The organism is Algibacter mikhailovii, from assembly GCF_014651495.1.
In the GTDB taxonomy this organism is placed as follows: domain Bacteria; phylum Bacteroidota; class Bacteroidia; order Flavobacteriales; family Flavobacteriaceae; genus Algibacter_E; species Algibacter_E mikhailovii.
In genome coordinates this window covers 442124-462868 of record NZ_BMWZ01000004.1, presented here as the reverse complement: position 1 = coordinate 462868, position 20745 = coordinate 442124, and the positions used below count along the sequence as shown (strand labels likewise).

Annotated in this window: 19 protein-coding genes; 3 read left to right on the top strand and 16 right to left on the bottom strand. The window is 34.0% G+C overall.

Features of this window, described 5'->3' with window-relative positions; translation table 11 throughout:
* Nucleotides 1-23: 23 nt before the first annotated feature.
* The 4 genes from IE051_RS10775 to IE051_RS10760 all read right to left on the bottom strand — a co-directional run bounded on the left by IE051_RS10775 (nt 24) and on the right by IE051_RS10760 (nt 3250).
* Nucleotides 24-197, bottom strand: coding sequence for a hypothetical protein (locus tag IE051_RS10775; RefSeq protein WP_189360782.1), 174 nt, complete (start codon nt 195-197; stop codon nt 24-26).
* A 177-nt stretch (nt 198-374) separates the two neighbouring features.
* A complete protein-coding gene (locus IE051_RS10770) occupies nt 375-1547 on the bottom strand; it encodes an LETM1-related biofilm-associated protein (protein WP_189360781.1) in 1173 nt (390 codons plus the stop codon).
* 118 nt (nt 1548-1665) lie between these two features.
* Complete coding sequence (locus IE051_RS10765; protein ID WP_189360780.1) at nt 1666-2316, bottom strand: TMEM175 family protein; 651 nt, start codon at nt 2314-2316, stop codon at nt 1666-1668.
* 298 nt (nt 2317-2614) lie between these two features.
* Complete coding sequence (locus IE051_RS10760; RefSeq protein ID WP_189360779.1) at nt 2615-3250, bottom strand: YceI family protein; 636 nt, start codon at nt 3248-3250, stop codon at nt 2615-2617.
* A 124-nt stretch (nt 3251-3374) separates the two neighbouring features.
* Here IE051_RS10760 and hemN point away from each other — a divergent pair, with 124 nt between their 5' ends.
* Together hemN and IE051_RS10750 are read left to right on the top strand one after the other, a co-directional pair.
* The gene (gene hemN / locus IE051_RS10755) at nt 3375-4739 is read left to right on the top strand and encodes an oxygen-independent coproporphyrinogen III oxidase (protein ID WP_189360778.1); all 1365 of its coding nucleotides are present in this window, start codon (nt 3375-3377) and stop codon (nt 4737-4739) included.
* An 18-nt stretch (nt 4740-4757) separates the two neighbouring features.
* The gene (locus IE051_RS10750) at nt 4758-5591 is read left to right on the top strand and encodes a universal stress protein (protein ID WP_189360777.1); all 834 of its coding nucleotides are present in this window, start codon (nt 4758-4760) and stop codon (nt 5589-5591) included.
* Nucleotides 5592-5660: 69 nt separating this feature from the next.
* Here IE051_RS10750 and IE051_RS10745 read toward each other — a convergent pair whose 3' ends face one another.
* From IE051_RS10745 to IE051_RS10695, 12 genes are all read right to left on the bottom strand, one after another.
* Nucleotides 5661-7079, bottom strand: coding sequence for a TolC family protein (locus IE051_RS10745; protein WP_189360776.1), 1419 nt, complete (start codon nt 7077-7079; stop codon nt 5661-5663).
* Nucleotides 7076-8434, bottom strand: coding sequence for an HlyD family secretion protein (locus IE051_RS10740; protein ID WP_189360775.1), 1359 nt, complete (start codon nt 8432-8434; stop codon nt 7076-7078). Before IE051_RS10740 ends, IE051_RS10745 begins: the two co-directional genes overlap by 4 nt.
* A gap of 10 nt (nt 8435-8444) precedes the next feature.
* Complete coding sequence (locus tag IE051_RS10735) at nt 8445-10103, bottom strand: peptidase domain-containing ABC transporter (RefSeq protein ID WP_189360774.1); 1659 nt, start codon at nt 10101-10103, stop codon at nt 8445-8447.
* Between the two features lie 2 nt (nt 10104-10105).
* Nucleotides 10106-10780 carry a TetR/AcrR family transcriptional regulator gene (locus tag IE051_RS10730; RefSeq protein WP_189360773.1) on the bottom strand — a complete coding sequence of 225 codons (675 nt, stop codon included), beginning with the start codon at nt 10778-10780 and terminating at the stop codon, nt 10106-10108.
* 279 nt (nt 10781-11059) lie between these two features.
* Nucleotides 11060-11761 (bottom strand): sulfite exporter TauE/SafE family protein, encoded by a 702-nt coding sequence (locus tag IE051_RS10725; RefSeq protein WP_189360772.1) that lies wholly within the window; start codon nt 11759-11761, stop codon nt 11060-11062.
* A 1-nt stretch (nt 11762) separates the two neighbouring features.
* Complete coding sequence (locus tag IE051_RS10720; RefSeq protein WP_189360771.1) at nt 11763-12209, bottom strand: FixH family protein; 447 nt, start codon at nt 12207-12209, stop codon at nt 11763-11765.
* A 148-nt stretch (nt 12210-12357) separates the two neighbouring features.
* Entirely contained in the window at nt 12358-13782 is a 1425-nt protein-coding gene (gene ccoG / locus IE051_RS10715; protein WP_189360770.1) for a cytochrome c oxidase accessory protein CcoG, read from the bottom strand.
* 181 nt (nt 13783-13963) lie between these two features.
* On the bottom strand, nt 13964-14905 hold the full coding sequence (locus IE051_RS10710) for a cbb3-type cytochrome c oxidase N-terminal domain-containing protein (protein ID WP_189360769.1): 942 nt from the start codon (nt 14903-14905) through the stop codon (nt 13964-13966).
* Complete coding sequence (locus tag IE051_RS18615; protein ID WP_229796784.1) at nt 14902-15090, bottom strand: CcoQ/FixQ family Cbb3-type cytochrome c oxidase assembly chaperone; 189 nt, start codon at nt 15088-15090, stop codon at nt 14902-14904. Before IE051_RS18615 ends, IE051_RS10710 begins: the two co-directional genes overlap by 4 nt.
* A gap of 18 nt (nt 15091-15108) precedes the next feature.
* Nucleotides 15109-17301, bottom strand: coding sequence for a cytochrome-c oxidase, cbb3-type subunit I (gene ccoN, locus IE051_RS10705; protein ID WP_189360768.1), 2193 nt, complete (start codon nt 17299-17301; stop codon nt 15109-15111).
* Nucleotides 17302-17303: 2 nt separating this feature from the next.
* Complete coding sequence (gene ccoS, locus IE051_RS10700; RefSeq protein WP_189360767.1) at nt 17304-17495, bottom strand: cbb3-type cytochrome oxidase assembly protein CcoS; 192 nt, start codon at nt 17493-17495, stop codon at nt 17304-17306.
* Nucleotides 17496-17571: 76 nt separating this feature from the next.
* The gene (locus IE051_RS10695; RefSeq protein WP_189360766.1) at nt 17572-19947 is read right to left on the bottom strand and encodes a heavy metal translocating P-type ATPase; all 2376 of its coding nucleotides are present in this window, start codon (nt 19945-19947) and stop codon (nt 17572-17574) included.
* 106 nt (nt 19948-20053) lie between these two features.
* On the opposite strand from IE051_RS10695, the gene IE051_RS10690 reads away from it, so the two are divergent.
* Nucleotides 20054-20731: a Crp/Fnr family transcriptional regulator gene (locus IE051_RS10690; RefSeq protein WP_189360765.1), complete on the top strand. Its 678-nt coding sequence runs from the start codon at nt 20054-20056 to the stop codon at nt 20729-20731.
* The last annotated feature ends 14 nt before the right edge of the window (nt 20732-20745 follow it).

Below are 20745 nucleotides of genomic sequence, written 5' to 3'. Positions count from 1 at the left end.
GGTGCGCCTTCTGGGGCTGAAATTTAAAAAGTTTCTGGCTTTTCAACATCTCGGGCATCCATTATTGTTACTGGTTCACGCGGTGGCGGTTGAATTGGTAATGTGCTGCGGTCAATGTTGGCTTTACTTGTCGAAGCCATATTGTCGGACTGCTTATTTTGTGCATTGCAGGTAATAATAGCCCCAATCAGGGCCATAAATAGTATTTTTGTTTTCATGAAAAAGAAGAATTTAGTTTGAAATGTTGGTGATAAATAATACTTAAAAGTATAGAAAATTTACGGCAACTTCAATAAAATATTAGTAAAAGTATAGTATACCACGTAGATTGATAACTTATGGGTTCATCCTCAGTATTTCTGAGTTAAGATGCCTCAGTCTTTAATTCGATTCTCGTCAAACGCAGAAGGCAGTAGTTTAGGAATAAACTTTACAACTAGAGGTAGTAATAAGGCGCCACCGGGTAATAAGAAAATAGCCAAACTGGGGATGGATTTAAAAATATCTAATAATTGCTCTTGAACCTTTTTTTGCTCCTCTTTGGTTAAGTCCCTTACTGTTGATTGGGAAATAAGTATCATGAGTTCTTTACTATCTTTTATTTCTTGATATAAGCGTTTACTATTTCTACTGATTAGCTTATATACCATTTTGCTTGAATTGTTATAGAAACTTTGAACAATGTTCTTTGAGCTCAATAGCACAATATTATCCTTATTGGTACTGTAGAATTGATTTACAACTTTAATAGATTGCTCAATTCTGTAAGGGCTTAATTGTAAATCGTTGCCCAGTTTTTCTAAAAATTTTTGCTCATTAAGATCTATCATTTGATCACTCCATGTTGCCATACATGCTAGATCTAAGATGTAATACTTCTCTTTTTTAGAATTTATGTTTTGAACCGCTTTATCATAATCAATATCATTGTTATTATGGTACCTTAAGGAGGACTCAAATAGTTTGATTAAACTATCATCATATTCGTTTTTAGTAGCCTTAGAATTTAAAACATCAAGCGTTATTGCAACTATTGTAGATTCAAGCTTTTTGATGTAATTAATTGATATGCTTCCTTGTTTTAGGTACTCAGTATAGCCTAAAACATCAACATATAATAGTGCGTTAATGACGAAGTAATTAAAGTTTTTAGTGAGAACATTGGCATCTATTTGAACCCGTTTATGAATTATTTTTTCCAGTTGTTCACTGGATCTCTTTTCCCCTAATAACTCCCGAAAAATGGATGTTTTAACTTCATTTATTGCGGTGTAAAAATCAATAAGACTATCAACAAAACCTGTATTGATCTTAGCATGAGCATGTGTGTAAAATAAGCATAAAATGAGATTGGTTTTACTTAATTCTTCTTCGGTTAAATCGCGTTTAGAAAAAATATCAAAAACAATATTAAAATTACTGCCATAAATAAAACCACTGTCCCGTAAACCGTCATAAAAATGCTCTTCACTATACTTTAAGAAAAGCTTGTTTTTTGGGACCTCATTGAGTATTTTTTTTATCCAACCAGTTGATGATGGGTTCATAACTTGTGTGCAATTATACTGTAAATGTAATAATTAAGGACAATACTTGTATTTCTAATTGAAACCTTTTAAAAATTATAAATCAAGCGTGCGTTTGATTACCCAAATGTAAGGGCCTTTAATTTTTTTTAAAGTATTTTATTTTAACTAATTTTTTTCTAAGCATGAATAAAACAGGAACTAAAATAAATGATATATCCCAAAGTATGGGGTTTAAGTAAACTAGTCCAGCAGCGAGAATGGCAATTAGAGGCTCCGTTAAAATCTGTAGTTTTGTATTTGAAATTAGTTCTTTAGAAATGTCATCATGGATAAGTTGATGCTTTGGGTTTGAGGCATAATTAAGGCTTAGAAAAGAAAAGAGCCCAATAAGTACCATATTAAAACTTAATAATACTTTTATAGCAATATTGTCAGGAAAACGATCCATGTAGGTGTTCCAAAATGGTATAAGCATGATAAAACTTAAAAATAGAAGTTGAAGCCAAATAAAATTTTGATCAACAATTTTAACACAGCTAAAATGTTCCAAATGTTTTAGCCAATATACTGCTATAACGATGAAGGAAATAAAAAAGCCTAGCATATTATTCAGTTCATTTATAAGGAATTTTGTTAGCGCACCGGCACTAGTAATGTGTCCAAAATCAGGAATATTAATATTTAAAATCATGATCGTCATGGCCGTAGCAAAAACAATATCACATAAAAATTTTAACCGATCGCGCCATTCCTGGATTTTTATACTGTCGTAGGAGTCATTACTCATTTTTATTGAAGTTAATTGATTGTTTTCGGAGGAAATTACAAAAAAAGAAGTTTCTATAACGCGGGCACAAGCTAAGCTGTCGTTTGTAAAATATGATGTTTCAGCAATTACATGAAATGATATTTGAATTATTGGCTTTAATAATCATTCCTATCCCCAACTTTCATGATACACTTAAATGGACTAATATTCATAAATCCCAACACTTCTTAATTCTACAAATTTAATGGAGAAATGCTGGGACTATTTTACGTTTATAAGGCCATACTAAGTTTAATTATGGCCTGAATTCTTCTTCTTAACTTTTACGTAAAAAGGTGTTCACTTCAATAGCCACATCTTCCCAAGTTTTACTCACGCCATCAGGTCCTTTATGCAAATCAAAGCACACTTTATTTAGTGCAGCAAGGGCATCTAATGCATTCCAATCTGCAAGATTCATAGTGCCTGTAATAGAAACACGTCTTTCATCAGTGATTATAATATCCATGGGTAAATTATGGGTAACGCCATTCATGTTAAGAGCAACAACTACAATATCACTTGCGTCTTCATAGGTAATGGTTCCTTTAAGTAAGTCTGTGTCTAACATTTCACCAAAAAATGATGTTTTAATCTTTCCATCCCTAGTGTTTGTTGGGTCATTGGTAAATAAACTGCTAATAGGAATTGAAAAACTTAATGTATTTAATGCTTCCTGTGGCGTAGATCCTGATTGTTCCTCAAAATTTATAGTGGTAAATTCACCACCAACACCAATTTTATCAGTGGTCTTGTATGCAGTCCATGTTACTGAGGTGGCCTCTGGTTTTATTATAAATTTTTCAGATGTTGTTGCTTCTACATTAGTATCGGTATTACTTTCTTTTTTTTCGTTTTTACACGCTGTAAACCCTAAGACTAAAACAATTAGTAAGATGCTTAATTTTTTCATTTTTCGATGTTTTTTATTTAAGCGAAAGTTACGGGATATATGAACCAATTGCAAATATCTCCCATGACATATATCATATTTTAAAGGCATTAAAAAATGTAATTTTGAGGTTTAAATGTTAGGTATGTTTAATTCATTAGTCAATAAATATAATATTGCGGGTCCTCGCTATACCAGTTATCCAACGGTTCCTTATTGGGATAATGCAACTTTTTCTTTGGATAAATGGAAAAGTTCTTTAGTGAAATCGTTTAAAGAAAGTAACAGCAAGGAGGGCATAAGTCTCTATATTCATTTACCATTTTGCGAAAGCTTATGTACGTTTTGTGGATGTAATAAACGTATCACTAAGCAGCACAGTGTTGAGTCGCCTTATATTCAGGCTGTTTTAAAAGAATGGCATTTGTATTTAGCCTTATTTGATAAGAAGCCCATTATAAAAGAACTGCACTTAGGTGGTGGAACCCCCACGTTTTTTAGTCCAGATCATTTAAAGGTTTTGATTAAGGGGATTTTAGAAGGAGCAGAACGCGCGGGGAATTATGAGTTTAGTTTTGAAGGGCATCCTAATAATACAACTCGAGAACATTTACAAGCCCTTTATGATTTAGGGTTTAGGCGAGTAAGTTATGGTGTTCAAGACTATAACCCAACAGTGCAAAAAGCTATTCATAGAATTCAACCGTTTGAAAATGTAAAAGCGGCCACTGATTTAGCTCGAGAAATTGGTTATACCTCGGTAGGACATGATATTATTTTTGGTTTACCTTTTCAAAGTTTAGCACATGTAAAGGAAACAATTTTGAAAACTAAATCTTTATTGCCTGATAGACTTGCTTTTTATAGTTATGCGCATGTACCTTGGATAAAGGGAAATGGACAACGCGGGTTTAACGATAGTGATTTACCTTCAGCCGATTTAAAAAGAAAGCAATACGAACTTGGTAAGCAATTATTGGGACAAGTAGGTTATGAAGAAATAGGGATGGATCATTTTGCTTTGCCTACTGATGGATTGCATAAATCCATGTTAGATGGTAATTTGCATAGAAATTTTATGGGCTATACAGCCTCTAAAACGCAAGCTATGATTGGCTTAGGTGTATCATCTATAAGCGATAGTTGGTATGGCTTTTCTCAAAATGTCAAGGATATTGAAAGTTACTATAAGCTATTAGAAGAAGATACTATTCCGGTATATAGAGGACACATATTAAATGAGGAAGATCTGAAAATAAGAAGACATATTTTAAATTTAATGTGTCAATTTAAAACCTCATGGCATTCTGATGATTTATATTTTACAGAATTACCTGATAGTTTAATTCTTTTAAAAGAAATGGAAAAGGACGGATTACTTCAAATAGGAAATAGAACTATAGAAGTTACTTCAAAAGGTCAGCTATTTGTGAGAAACATTTGTATGGCATTTGATGTGTTATTACAGAGAAAACAACCGGATTCACAGTTGTTTTCAATGACGGTTTAACCAATTAAAAACAGAGACATGAAAAAAATTATTGTACCTATAGATTTTTCTGAACATTCGGAATATGCTTTAAAAACAGCTGCTAAATTAGCAAAGCAATATAATGCGGAGTTAATGGCGTTGCATATGTTAGAAATGTCCGATGTTATGCTTTCGGCTTCAGATGGTTTACAGAACCAGAAAGCTGCCTTTTTCTTGCAATTAGCAGAACAAAAGTTTGAAACGTTTTTGAATAAAGCGTATTTGAAAGGTGTTAATGTCTCGCCCATAATCAAACACTTTAAAGTCTTTAGTGAAGTTAATGACGTTGCCATAAAAAATGATGTCGATTTAATAGTTATGGGGTCTCATGGTGCTAGCGGGATGAAAGAGTATTTCATAGGATCAAATACTGAACGGGTAGTGAGAAATGCAGATATACCAGTTTTGGTTGTTAAAAATGAATTGCACGATGTGAATTTTGGAGTCGTTGCTTTTGCATGTGATTTTTCAGAAGAATGTATTAAGTCTTATTTAAATGCGACGAGTTTATTCAATAAAATGAACTCCAAAGTTTATATGGTCTACGTGAATCTGCCGAATGACAGGTTCAGAAATTCACTAGAAATTGAAAAACGCGTTGTAAATTTCTTTACAAAGGCTGATGGCAATTTAGATAAAATGAAAGATGTCCATTACGTTTCTGATTATAACGTAGAAGACGGTGTGTTGACTTTTTCAAATAAAATTGGTGCCGATTTAATTGCGGTTCCAACGCATGGCAAAAAGGGACTTGCTCATTTTTTTGAGGGTAGTATTGGTGAAGATGTTGCCAATCATGCTACGCTTCCAGTAATAACATTTAAAATTTAATATAGAATTTTTAGAAGGATATACTAAGTTGAAAAGGAGGTGGTTTTTGAAACCCCTCCTTTTTTATTATTAATAAGTTGAAAGTGCAAGAACATTGAATAAATTGGCTTTTGAATTGAAGAATTCATTTTCAATAGAAATGGCCTTGAGTTTGGCATCTATTAATTTAGATTCTCTGGAGTTTACTAAAAATAAAGAGCTTTCCCCTAAAAAGAATTTACGTTCTTCGGCTGTGAGCATTTTGTCATAATCATCCACAATTATCTTGGTGTAATCATTTTGTAATATAAAGGAATTCAATTCTTGATTAATGGCACTAATTTTATTTTTTAAGGCGACTTTGGTCGATTGAATTTCATACTCGGTATCTTGTATTTTTATTTTGGCAAGCTTTAAATCACCACGCTCTTTTCTTAAAAATAAAGGGAAACTTATGTTTACACCACTTTTATAGTTTGCCGAATTAAAAGAGTTTAAAGATTCAGGGGTTTCAGATAGAAAATTGTACTGTAAATCAATTTGAGGTAATAGGTTGTTCATTTTTAAACGTTTTTCTATCGTTAAACCTTGAGATTTATAACCTAATGATTGAAGTTTAGGATGCTCATCTAAATTCATGTTTTCAATATCCAAAATGGATGTATTAAGCGTATTATCTATGGTGTCAAAGGTGTTGATGTCAGGAATAACACCATCGTTAATTTCAATGGGTGTATTTTCGTTTAACCAGAGATAATTAGATAATTCTAAGGTTGACTTTATGAACTTAATTCTTGATTTTTCAAGATTTAACCTTCTGTTATTTAAAGTGATCCTAGCTTCAAGCGTATCAATAGCTGGTTTGTCACCAACCTCATAACTCTTTTTAATGCCATCAAAACGTATTTGCGCATTACCCAAAAAATCCTCAAAAACGCGTTTTTCGTTATACCTTTTTAACCAATTAAAATAGGCTACCGTAGCATCAAAAAGAATATTATTAATAAGCAATTGACGATCTGCTTTAGCTTGATTAACAAAAATTTTGGCCTGCCTTAACATAGCCATTCGTCTATTGGTTAAAAGTCCTTTAGCTACAGAAACTGATACACCTACACTGTATAAACCATCGGCAGGGACAGTAGATTCAGGGTTTAAATAGGCTCCAGTATTTTCTTCAAAATTTCCTTTAAGCTCAATGCCGTACCATGTTGGGATTTTAAATGCTGCATTAAGTTTATCGTAATACTCGGTGTTTTTAAACTTTTTTCGGTCAAAATCTACCTCTAGTTTTGGGTCGAAAGCGCCCCTAGATTTCATTAATTTGGCTTCACTTTCAGTAATGATTAGGTTGGCTTGTTTTACAATGGGATGAAATGCCTTTATGTATCCGAGATACTCAGACAAGCCTATTATGGATACACTATCTTTTCCAAAAACAGGAAAGTTGTCCTGCGCTGAAAGTATCATACAGGAAAACATTAGAATGTTTAAGAGGATTGCTTTCATTTTTTATCTTTTTTTGAAGCTGTTTTGTTACCTTCAGGTTGATAATAATTAGGCGGGAAGCTGTTAATCTGGCGCCAAAGCTCAAACCAAATAGGTACATCTTCTAATAAAGCTATTGTTTTTGCACCAGAGCCAACACGAACAGCATTTGGCCATTTATGGTCCGTTTCATCGGGCGCTAATAAAATTCTGTATTTTCCATTAGAACTTATAAAGCGTTCAATGGCGACTACTTTTGCACCATAAGTTCCATATGATACATTGGGCCAACCACTAAAAACAATTGCAGGCCAGCCATCAAATTGAACACGTACTTTTTCGTTTATATGAATTAGGGGTAGGTCTATAGGTCTAACAAAAGTTTCTACCGCCATATCATAATTGGCAGGCATTATACCTACTAATTCAGTGCCTTCTTTAAAAGTAACACCAATACCGCCGGTCATTACTTTATTGATATACCCGTCTTGAGGTGCTGTAACATATAATAAGCTATTTCTTCTTTTGTAGTTAGAGTAGGCGTTTTCTAGCTTTGTAACTTGAGCCTGTGTATCAAAACCACTAGATTGTGCCGTGTACATATCACTTTGGGCCTTGGAGATTTTATCGGCAAAAACGGCGTTGGTTCTTGAAAGCTCTATTCTGGCATTAATGACTTCATTTTGGCTGGTAAGATATTTATTGTTTTGAGAAATAAACTTAGCCTGACTTTCCTGAAGTTTTAAACGTTTTTCTTCTACATCTTTAACCGCTTTCAACCCTTCTTCTTGTAGAGTTTGAATACGATTAAATTGGGTTTCGGCAATTTTTAAGTTTGTCTTAGTAGCTTCTAAATCAATGCTATCACTTTGAACTTTTAATCGTGATTGCATGAGCTTATTTCTAGTTTGCGCTATCTTTAGTTTTTGCTCTTCTTTAAGGGCGTCAATCTGTCTGTTTAGTGCCTCTACCTTGCCTTCATAAGCGGTAACTGAAGAAGATTTCGCTTGAATTTGATCATTTGTTCTTTCTACTAACTTATCATCAAAGTAGTCACTTTTTATTTCAGAAATTCTTACTATGGTGTCACCTTTCTTTACAAAATCGCCTTCTTGAACAAACCATTCTTCAATTCTACCAGGTATTTGAGATTGTATATGTTGCGGACGTTGATTAGGTTTTAAGGTGGTTACAACACCTTGTCCTGTAATGTTTTGTGTCCAAGGTAAAAACAAAACGATAAACAAAATTATGGCAGCCGCTAAAAGAAAACGATTAAAGTATTTATAATAAACTTTACCCATTAAATTTTGGCCTGACTTAAATTGGGAAAGGTCTATTTTTTTATTTAATTGGTTATGAGATATATTGAGCATAGTCTGTCTTTTAATTTTTAACGCTTCCTTTTTCTAAGGTTATCACCTTCGTACATTTTTTAAGCCAAGCATCACTACTGCTAACTACAACTAAAGCCCATGGTCGGTCTTTATGTGCGATATAATCAATTATAGCGTTTGTTTCGGCTTCATTAAAACGGTCTAGGGCATCTTCAAGTATTAATACTTTAGGTTGTTTTAAAATGGCGCGCGCCAAAACTATTTTTTTAGCAAGGGTAAATGACATTTGTCTACCATCTGGATAGAGTATGGTTTTTAGACCATTAGGTTGTTCTTTAATAAAATCTTTAAGGCCTACTATTTCCAGTATATGGCGAATTTCTTCATCAGTAATGTTTTTATTTCCAAATGTAAGATTCTCTTTTATGGAGCCTTCAAAAGGGGTTTCATCCGACAATGATAATCCTAGTTGGGACCTGTAATAGTTTAAATTCAAACTATTGATGGACATGTCATTGATGTAAAGGTTTCCTCCTGTAGGCTGAACAACGCCAGAAATTAAACGCAGTAAGGTTGACTTTCCTGAACCGCTTTCTCCTCTGACAAGAATACGACTTTCTGGCTCTATTTTCAACTCGATATCTTTTAAGATGTGCTTATCTCGATTAGAAACTTCATAAGTGACATGGTCTAATTCAATATGAATGCCTTTGCTTAGGGTAGGTGTTTCACCATCTTGACTTTCCATTTTTTTGTCTACAATCTGTCCAATTTTTTCCAGAGAGGTTAGTGTATCATAAAAAGATTCTAAGCCAAGAATGAGTTTTTCAACCGAGGCAATTACGAGAAGAATAATAATCTCTGCTGCAACAAACTGCCCAATATTCATTTCTTGATTTAGTACTAAGGCACCCCCTATCAATAACAAACTAGCTGTTACAATGACTTTGAAACTTATCATTTGAATGTATTGGAAGATCAATACTTTAAAATGACTTTCTCTCGCCTTTAAGTACTCATTGACTAGAACATCATTTTTTTCAATCCCTAAATTTGTACTACCCGATAATTTAAAACTAATCACAGAACGGGCAATTTCTTGTATCCAATGCGCCACTTTATATTTGTTTTTTGATTCTTTTAGGCTCGTGTCTAAACCTTTCTTTGCTGTAAATTTAAAAACTACAAAGATGAGGACTAAAAGGAGTAATCCAAATATGATGAAGAATGGATGGTAAAATGATAATAGGATGAGTGCAAAAAGAATTTGCAATACGGCGGTAGGAACATCTATAAGTATTTTAGAAAGACTTTTTTGAATGGTTAAGGTATCAAAAAAGCGATTCGCAAGCTCTGGCGGATAATAATTACGCAGTTCAGACATTTTTATTTTGGGGAATCGGTAGCTTAATTCGAATGATGAACGCGTAAAGATGCGCTGTTGAATGGTCTCAATTATTCTTAATTGCATAAGTTGTAAGGCCCCAGCAAATGCGACACCTATTGTAACTAGTGTGACTAGTACTACCCAAGAGGTGGAAACCTGAGCACCTTGTATTAAGTTTATAATGGCTTGAATACCTAGAGGTAAAGAAAGTGAGATTGCACCCGAAAAAACGGCATAATAAAAGATTTGTAGAATGTCTTTTTTTTCTAATTGCAATAATCCCAGTAATCTTTGCCAAGGGGTCATAGACGGTTGTGCCATAATTATAGTTTTAGGGTGTTTAGGGTTAAGTCAATATAGAAGTCTACAGGTGAAATATCTTCTTTACAGTCGGTCATAGAAGAAAAGTGGTCTTTTAAAAAGTGTTGATGTAGACTGCCCTCAATAATAGTACTTGCCAAAGATGACGGATACTTATAATTAGGAGTAGCTTCTGTAATAATATCTCTTAAACGGTGTATTACGCGTTTGTAGATAACAAAATAACCGTCTCTATTTTCTTGATCAACTTCTTTGGTTAAGAAAGATTTTGAATTTTCATTAATGATGATTCTATTTAATACAATTTCATTAATGTGTGTAAAGTTGGTATCTTCTTTTGTAGCTCTGCATAAAATACTAATTGCTTTTTTTAATTTTTGTGTGGTATCATTAATACTGTAGGTTTCAAATACCAATTGGTATTCAATCCATGCCCAATACCAAGAAGATAAGTAAAGTAATAACTTGTGTTTGCTCTCAAAATAGCGATAAATGGAGCTTTCATTAGAACCAATTATTACCCCTAATTTTTTAAATGTAAAACTATCAAAACCTATTTCATTAATTAATAAAATACTATTCTCTATAATGCGTTTCCCGAGTGAAGAGGATTCTGGGTCTTTTACAAAGATTTTTTCGGGTACTGCAATTTTAAGATTTGAAAGTAGATTATGCATAATTAAAGTATTTGTCTTCAAATATAATAGTATTACTATTATTAATGAAAACAAAGCTATTGTTTTTATCAATGTACAATCAGGAATTACTATGATGATAGAAGAATATCTACTTAAATTTGCAGTTATGGTATTGCTTAGGTTGATTTTAGGTTATTGATTGTTAGTAGTTTATGGGTCTTGAGGTAATTAGAATTGCCCAATGTAGGAGTGTCAATAACATCGAGTTCCTAAGTTATAGAACTTTTGAACCTAAGATGTCTCAAATAGTCTGGACGCTTAATGACAATCTATACCACTCGATACAGTGTCCAGAATTGGAGCAGGGGATAAGTAAGGAATGCCTAAGCCTAAGCCTCTAACAATGAAAAGTAAACCAATTAGAACAACAAAAACAGGAATTATTTTTTGAATACGCTGTCTAGTAGTGCCTTTTAGAACGTTACTCAAATAAATTGCAGTGGTCATCAAGGGGATTGTTCCTAAACCAAAAACAGCCATATATAAGCTGCCATTTAACGCACTACCAGATCCAATGGCGGCAAATACGGCCATATATACCAGTCCACAGGGGAGAAATCCATTTAAAAAGCCAATAGTTAAAAAAGTATCTAGTGATTTCCTTTTCATAGCTTTTCCCAGCCAAGATTTCACATTGGATATGAGTCCGTAAATAGGTTTTGAAAAATTATATTTGCTTAAAGTTTTTTGTGGAATAATAACAATCAAGATCATAATAACACCAATAGCTATGGAAAGTTGTTGCTGAAAACCGAAAAGATAAAGGCCTTTTCCTATGAGTCCAAAAACAAGACCTAATACGCTATAAGTGAGTAGTCTACCAATATGGTAAATTGCAATTTGAGATACTTTATTTATTTGGCTGCTGCGGTCTACAGGTAACATAAAAGCAATTGGGCCACACATGCCTACGCAATGAAAACTTCCTAATAGTCCCAATAAAAATGCCGAAATAAGCATATTAATAAGTTATCGACTCTTTAAATAAATAAGATTTTCCCTTATATTGCCAATCTATTTTAATGTTCCAACGACCATCTACCAAACGATTGTCAGGTATGAGCAAATAAGAATTAGACAATGAAATAGCAGTTTCAAAGTCTAGTTGTTTGTTAGATGGTCTATATAGGAACACTTTTCCCGTAATACTTTTATAATCTAGATTTTCTGGGAAGTTAATTGTTAACCCTGCGGAAGATCTATGATAAGCTATATTTTCACTTAGGGATTTGGCATGATTTAATTTGTCTATATCATCTTGATATTTCAACTCATCTGCATAATAATCTTCGCTCACCAGTTCGTGCTCAAAGCGTTCATCAGTCATCATGGTTATGATGAAATATAAGATAAACGAGATAAATCCTATAAACGCAAAAACAATACCTGTACCCCAGTTAAACTTCATTATTTTTTAATTTTCTGGCATTAGCCTTAATTCTCTATTACAGGCACAATGCTATATTTCCTGCTTGAAAAGTAAAAAGAGGGTTTATTCATGCCTTAATTTACAATTCGGTCAATACTCTCAATCAAAATTCCCAATAAGATGCGCCTTACTTAAAACTTCTAGGGCCAAGAAAATTAGCCGTAGTTGTTTCAATTAATTCATCACCTTGATAAATTCCAATTTTAATTTTATTTCTATCTCCAGATAAATCTGAATTATTAATTTCTATAAATAAGGTACCTTTTGCAATCTCCTGTTTTGGGACATTAAAACTATCGCTTGTCGCTACAAGCTTTAGAATCCCCTTATGCGACATAAGCTTCATGCTCACATTGTCAATGTTATTAGATGTTTTATTTACCAATTTATAAGTAAATACATTGCTAATAATATTATTGTCTTTGTGTTCATATAACTGTCCTGGTAACCTTAAAACAGTAGCTTCTAGATCATTTCTTAAAAATAACATACCTATTAGAAGTCCGGTCATTATAGCCAATACAGCGATGTAGCCTTTCATTCTAGCTGTTATTTTAAAAGGCGCTTTCTCATCAATGTTTTCTTCACTTGCATAACGGATAAGTCCTTTTGGCAAGTTTATACTTTCCATAATATGGTCGCACTCATCAATACAAGCCGTACAATTCACACACTCAAGCTGCGTCCCATTTCTTATGTCTATACCCGTAGGGCATACATTAACACATTGCATACAGTCAATGCAGTCACCATGTCCTAAAGCTTCTCGGTCTTCATGCTTTCTAAATTTTTTCCTACCCGATTCAGCTTCTCCACGTTTGTGATCATATGCCACAACAATAGATTTTGTGTCTAATAAAACACCTTGTAGTCTTCCGTATGGACAAGCAATTACACAAACTTGCTCTCTAAACCAAGCAAACACAAAATAGAAAACTGCTGTAAAAATAAGTAGGGATACCAGTGTGCTTAGATGTGAGGTTGGTCCATCTGTTATGTAAGCAATAAGTTTATCACTGCTTATTAAATAGGCCAAAAAAACATTAGCGATGATGAAGGATATAAAAGCAAAAATTATAAATTTTAATCCTCTCTTTTTTATTTTTTCTGCATTCCAAGGTTGTTTAGCTAGGCGCATTTGTTTGCCTCGATCGCCTTCAATCCAATATTCAATTCTCCTAAAAACCATTTCCATAAATATGGTTTGCGGACAAATCCAACCGCAAAAAATACGTCCAAATGCTACGGTAAATAGGGTAATAAAGATTACAAAAATGAGCATTGAAAGTACAAATAGGTAAAAATCTTGTGGCCAAAACGGGAATCCGAAAATGTTAAATCGGCGTTCTAGGACGTTGAACATTAAGAATTGGTTCCCATTTATTTTAATGAATGGCGAAAAGAGAAGAATACTTAGTAAAAAATAACTGACTAACTTTCTGTAATTATAGAATTTGCCAGAAGGCTTTTTAGGAAATACCCAAGCCCGTTTTCCGTCTTCAGTAATCGTACCGATACTGTCTCTGAATATTTCGTTTTCTGGGGTTTCCAAACCGTTATCCTTTTTATTTAGTAAACATAACCTTGTTTAATTCTAAGATATGCTCTAAGTGCTTTTTGGGTATATCCTTAATAGAATTGTATCTACTATTATCCTATATATTGCCTTAAACAAGGACGCTTAATCCTTTGGTTTCAGGTGATCTAATTTTCTAATGTTATTAGCGTTCTATCTATTGTACCTCAACTGCGGGTGTTTCACTACCTTCAGTCTGAGCTTCTTCAGGACCTTCAGGATCTTCAGTGTTAATCATTATTTCTCCTTCAGGAGCCTTAGGATTAGCTGGTGTGGTACCTTGAAAGGTCATAACATAACTAGCCACTTGAGCCATTTCAAGAGGTTTTAATTGTGCTTTCCATGAAATCATACCTTTACCTGATCGGCCACCTTCAGAAATAGTTTTAAAAATGCTTTTAATATCACCACCTAAAATCCAATGCTCATCAGTAAGGTTTGGCCCAATACCTCCGCCGCCATCAGCCATGTGACAAGCCACACAATTGGCCTCAAAAACTTTCTTACCCGCAGCTAAATCTCCCGCTTCAGTAAGTTGGGTTACAGTATTAATATCAACCAAGCCTTTTGCTGTTTTTTTATAGGCTTCAATGGCTGTTTTAGCTTCAGCTAACTCTGTATCTAATTCTTCTATTTGATTTGGACCATTAAACACATGGTATCTTAAAAGGTAAACGGCTGCAAAAATGATGGAAATATAGAACCCATAAAGCCACCATGGTGGTAAATCATTATCTAGCTCTTTAATACCATCATAGTTATGATCTAAAATGATTTCACCTTCTTCTTCTATGGGTTTTTGTCCAAGAAGTTTAGTGTAGGTTTCACTTAACCATGTTAGTTTTACTGAACTTTCTTTCTCTGCTAGGAAACGTGCCTTAGCCTCTTCATCAAGTTTATGAAGCATGACATTTTCTAAGGCTCCAATAATAGCTTCAATGGCAATTAATATTAGTAAGACTAAAAGTAGGAATAATAAAACTACAGGGTATTCTACAAATGCAGGCTTATCTCCGGAGTCAATAAAGAATTCTACAGCTCCAAAAATGATAAAAAATACTATTGGAACTCGAATCCAGGATGGAACTAAATTTCTCATAATATATCGTCGTTTTGTTGGTTGTCTAAAGGAATGTTACTAACGGTTTTTATATAGTCTTTTTTAGCTGTAAACACCCAAAGAAATAGTGCTACAAAGAAGATAAAAAAGATTAGTAAAGAGATAATCGGGTAAATTTCAATACCTGCGATACTCTCCATATGATTTTTTACAAATTTTAACATGGTTAATAGTTTACAGGGTTATTGTTGTGCAACGTCAACTTTAATATCAGTTCCTAATCGCTGTAAATAAGCAATAAGCGCAACGATTTCTCTATTTTTCATTTCCACAAAATCTTCGCCATTAGCTGAAGCCGATTTTTTATCAGCTTCATAAGCGGTCACAAAATCAGGGTCAGAATAAAGGTTCTTTTCAATTTGCGCCCCTTGTTCAAGCATACTCGCTTGCGCATTGGCGATATCCTCTGGCGTATAAGGCACGCCTAATGTAACCATAGCTTCCATTTTAGCCTCAGTCTGAGATTTGTCTAGTGTGCTACTGCTGCCATTGATTAACCAAGGGTAGCGAGGCATAATAGATCCTGACGACGTACTTTGAGGATCATACATATGATTAAAGTGCCAATTGTCTGAATATTTCTGACCTAAGCGATGTAAATCTGGTCCAGTACGTTTACTTCCCCAAAGGAATGGATGGTCATAAACATATTCACCTGCTTTAGAGTATTCTCCATAACGTTCTACCTCATGCCTAAATGGACGTACCATTTGCGAATGACAGCCAACGCAACCCTCTCTAATATAAATATCACGGCCTTCTAATTCTAAAGGAGTGTAGGGTTGTACACTGGCAATAGTTGGAATATTAGATTTCACCATAATGGTAGGTACTATTTGAATAACACCTCCAATTAATATAGCTACTGTAGCTAATAAAGTTAATTGAATTGGTCTACGTTCTATCCAAGTGTGCCAGCCTTCATTAGCAGTTCGTTTGTTGGTTACTTTTTCTAAAGCCGGAGCTTCAGCAAGTTCGTCTTCAACTTTAGAACCTTGTTTTACAGTAACAATGATGTTGTATACTAAAATAAACATACCAATAATATACAAGGAACCACCAATAGCACGCATCCAGTACATAGGCATGATTTCTGTTACGGTTTCTAAAAAGTTTCCGTATACTAAAGTACCGTCAGGGTTAAATTGTTGCCACATGGAATACTGAGTAAAACCAGCAACATACATTGGTAATGCATATATAATGATACCTAAAGTTCCTAACCAGAAATGCAGATTAGCTAAAGCTAAAGAGTAAAGTTTTGTTTTAAATAGCCTAGGAATTAAATAATATATAATACCGAATGCCATAAAACCATTCCATGCTAAGGCACCTACGTGGACATGGGCTATAATCCAATCGGTGAAGTGCGCAACAGCATTAACACTTTTTAATGATAGTGTTGGTCCTTCAAAGGTGGCCATACCATAACCCGTAATGGCTACAACCATAAATTTTAAAACGGGATCTACACGTACCTTATCCCAGGCGCCACGCAAGGTTAAAAGGCCGTTTATCATACCTCCCCATGAAGGCATAAGAAGCATAACTGAAAATGCAACGCCTAAATTTTGAGCCCATTCAGGTAATGCTGTATATAATAAGTGATGCGGTCCTGCCCAAATGTAAATGAAAATTAATGACCAAAAGTGAACAATAGATAGTCTATACGAGTAAACCGGTCTATTTGCTGCTTTAGGTACAAAGTAGTACATCAATCCTAAAAATGGCGTGGTTAAAAAGAATGCCACGGCATTATGACCATACCACCATTGAACGAGTGCATCCTGAACTCCGGCATATACCGAGTAACTCTTCATAGCGCTAACAGGGAGTTCTAAACTATTGAATATATGCAGTACAGCAACGGTGACAAATGTGGCTATATAAAACCAAATAGCAACATATAAATGACGTTGTCTACGTTTTAAAATGGTCCATATCATATTAACACCAAAAACAACCCAAATAAGTGCAATGGCAATATCAATGGGCCATTCCAATTCGGCGTATTCTTTTGATGTAGAATAACCTAAGGGTAGTGAAATGGCGGCAGCGACAATAATTAATTGCCAACCCCAAAAGTTAATATTACTTAACAGGTCGCTAGCCATACGTGCTTTTAATAATCGTTGTAGCGAATAATAAATCCCTGCAAACATGGCGTTTCCTACAAAGGCAAAAATAACAGCATTGGTATGTAAAGGTCTTAGCCTACCAAAACTTAGCCAAGATATGCCATCTGTAAGGTTAGGGAATAGAAACATAAAGGCGAGTAGTAAACCTACTGCCATTCCTACAACGCCAAAAATTATAGTCGCATAGAGGAACTTGGTCACGATCTTGTTATCGTAATGAAACTGTTGCATTTCCATAATTAATTATTAGTCTTTTTGGTTAGTATTGTTTTTTCTGGTTTTTCTTTGATTAGTTCGTCTTCAAACAACATTCGGACGGAAGGGGTGTAGCTGTCATCATACTGACCGCTTTTTACAGCGACAATAAAAGCTATAAAAAAGCCAATAGCAACTATGATGCTGATTGCTAGCAAAATATATATAACGCTCATACCTATTTGAAGTTATGTTTCAAAAGTACTTTTATACCCATTTGTAAAATATGATTTTTGTCATGTTTTTCCAAGCTTATTTTAGTTTTTTGCCTAATAAATTTGTGGCTATTGTTGTAAAACCAACAATACTTATTGAGCTTAATGGCATTAAAATGGCTGCAATAACAGGTTTTAATTGACCCGTAACCGCAAAATATAATCCGATGGCGTTATAAATAAATGATAATACAAAACTCCATTTGATAATTTTAATGGCAGATTTTGAGGCTTTAATAAATTGATATAAGTTATTAAATTTGGAAGCATCTAAGATGGCATCACAGGCCGGTGAAAAAACATTCACGTCTTCAGAGATAGCAATGCCTACATTACTTTGCGCAAGTGCTCCAGCATCATTCAAGCCGTCACCTACCATCAATACTTTTGCTCCAGAGATTTGATGATGTTTTATATACTCTAATTTATCTTCTGGCTTTTGATTAAAGAATAGCTTAGTTTTTGCAGGTAATAATTTAGTTAGATTTTCCTGCTCCCCAGAATTATCACCAGATAGAATGACCAGATCATTTTCCTTTTTTAACTGATTAAAGAGTTTAGAAAGTCCCTTCCTGTATTGATTGTAAAATGTGAACTTACCCTTGTAAATGTTATTGCTACTTACATGAACGGCCGTATTTAAAACCCTGTTTTCAGGACTTAGACCAACATAAGAGGCAGACCCCACTTTTATTGAATCTTGATTTTTTTGCGATTCAATGCCTTTACCTATGTATTCTTGATAGTTATCTAAAGTGATGATATCATGTTCATCAAGAAGGTTGTAAAGCGACCGGCTTAATGGGTGATTAGAGTTTCTTAAGGTGCTTTTAAGTAGTATTTCTTCGTCAGTGGATAAGTTATAGCCTTCATAGGTAATGGCTGTTTCTTTATTGGCAGTTATGGTACCTGTTTTATCAAAAATGATGGTGTTAATTGCTGCCAACTGTTCAATGACCAAGGCGTTTTTTGCATATAATTTCTCTTTTCCAAAAATGCGTAATAAATTCCCAAAAGTAAAAGGTGCAGCTAATGCAATGGCACATGGGCAGGCGATGATTAAAACAGCGGTAAATACATTTAATGCCTTAGAACTATCCGCAAATAACCAGTACGTTGTGGCAACAATAGCTATAGCTAATAAGGCTATGGTAAATCGCTTGCTAATCATGTTGGTTATATTGGTAAAACCATCCGCTTTGTTCTTATTAAAAACGTCATTACTCCAAAGTTGAGTTAAATAACTTTGCTCTACTGTTTTTAAAACATCAACTTCTATACTGCCTTGCAATTGTTTGCCCCCTGCGAATAATTTATCCCCAGATTTTTTCGAAACGGCTTCTGATTCGCCGGTTACAAAACTATAATCAATTTGAGCTTTGCCTTTAATTAAAATGCAATCTACTGGAATCAGCTCTTCATTTCTTATGAGTAATCGATCGCCTTTCTTAATGTCATACACCTGAACAGATTCCTCTTCACCACTGTTTTTGATTTTAGTAATACCAATAGGGAAATATGATTTATAATCTCGTTCAAACGACAAAAAGCTATAGGTCTTTTGCTGAAAGAATTTACCAACTAAAAGGAAAAATATTAATCCAGATAAGCTGTCAAAAAAGCCTGTGCCCAAATTTAAAGAGATTTCAATGGTACTTCTAATGAAAAGAACCGATACACCTAAGGCTATCGGCACATCAATATTCAGAATTCCAGAGGTTAAACCTTTGTAAGCTGAAATAAAATAATCTCGAGCACAATAAAAAACAACAGGAAGTGAAAAACTAAACATGAGCCACCTAAAAACAGGTGCGTATTGTTCAATCCAAAATCCGTTCACTTGAAAATATTCGGGAAAGGATAAAAACATGATATTGCCAAAAGCAAAACCGGCAACCCCAAGTTTGTAAATAAGTGACCGGTCTATATTTTTTTTTCCAATACTATAGTCGTCTAGACTAATAAAGGGTTCGTAACCAATTTTACTTAATAGTTTGACTAGGTTTTTTAAGCTGAGGTGATCACTTTGATATGTGACTCGAACATTTTTCTTACCAAAATTTACGATGGATGCAGAAATGGCAGGGTTAAGTTTATTTAAGTTTTCAAGAATCCAAATGCAGGAGCTGCAGTGAATATGTGGGATGTACAGGGTAACAATTTGTGTTTTGTCATCGTTAAATTCTAGTAGGCTATCAACAATTTTTTGATTGTCTAAAAAGTTGTATTTGCCCTCTACTTCCTTAGGCGTGGCTCCTGGAGAATCTTGTAAATCGTAATAGCAGGTTAAATCATTGGCAGAGAATATCTCGTACACGGTTTTGCAACCGTTACAACAAAAAGATTTATTATCATAGACTACTTCAGAATCAGAAAAATCTAATCCACAGTGGAAACATGATTTATGCTCCATAAAAATTTGCTCAATTATACCTATTACAAAAGTGATAAGTTAATGAATAATTAAATATGATATCTGTCATGTTTTATTTATTTTTACGCTATTATAATTTATTCCTATGAGCAAATGTGAACAATGTATAATTAAGCAGTTTAACTCTTTAAAAGCGCTTACAAAAGATGAGCTTGTGCGTATTTCTGGATGCAAAACATCAAGAATTATTAAAAAAGGCGAAATTATTTTTGATGAAGGAGAAACATTAAACGGTGTTTTTTGTGTTAAAGAGGGCATTTGTAAACTGTCTAAATTAAGTGAAAACGGGAAAGATCAGATTGTTAAAATGGTAGTTAAAGGCCAACTTCTTGGTCAACGTTCTTTGATTAGCGAAGAGGCCTCTAATTTACAGGCTATCGCTTTGAATGATATGGAGGTTTGCTTTATTCCAAAAAGTGAAATTTTTGCAGATTTACAAAAGAACTCAAAGTTTTCTTTTGAGGTGTTAAAGGATATGGCTCATGATTTAAGAGATTCAGATGATATTATTGTTAATATGGCACAAAAATCTGTGAGGCAACGTTTAGCAGAAACTTTGGTCTATATAAGAGATAGTTTTGGTACTAATCCAGATGGCACTTTAAGTGTGCTATTATCTCGTGAAGATTATGCGAATATTGTAGGTACTGCTACTGAATCTGCCATTAGAGTACTTTCACAATTTAAAAAAGAGAAATTAATTTCTACTGTTGGGAAGTATATTAAAATTGAAGACTTGGCAGGATTAAAACGCGTTGAATAGAGATTAAAATCTAA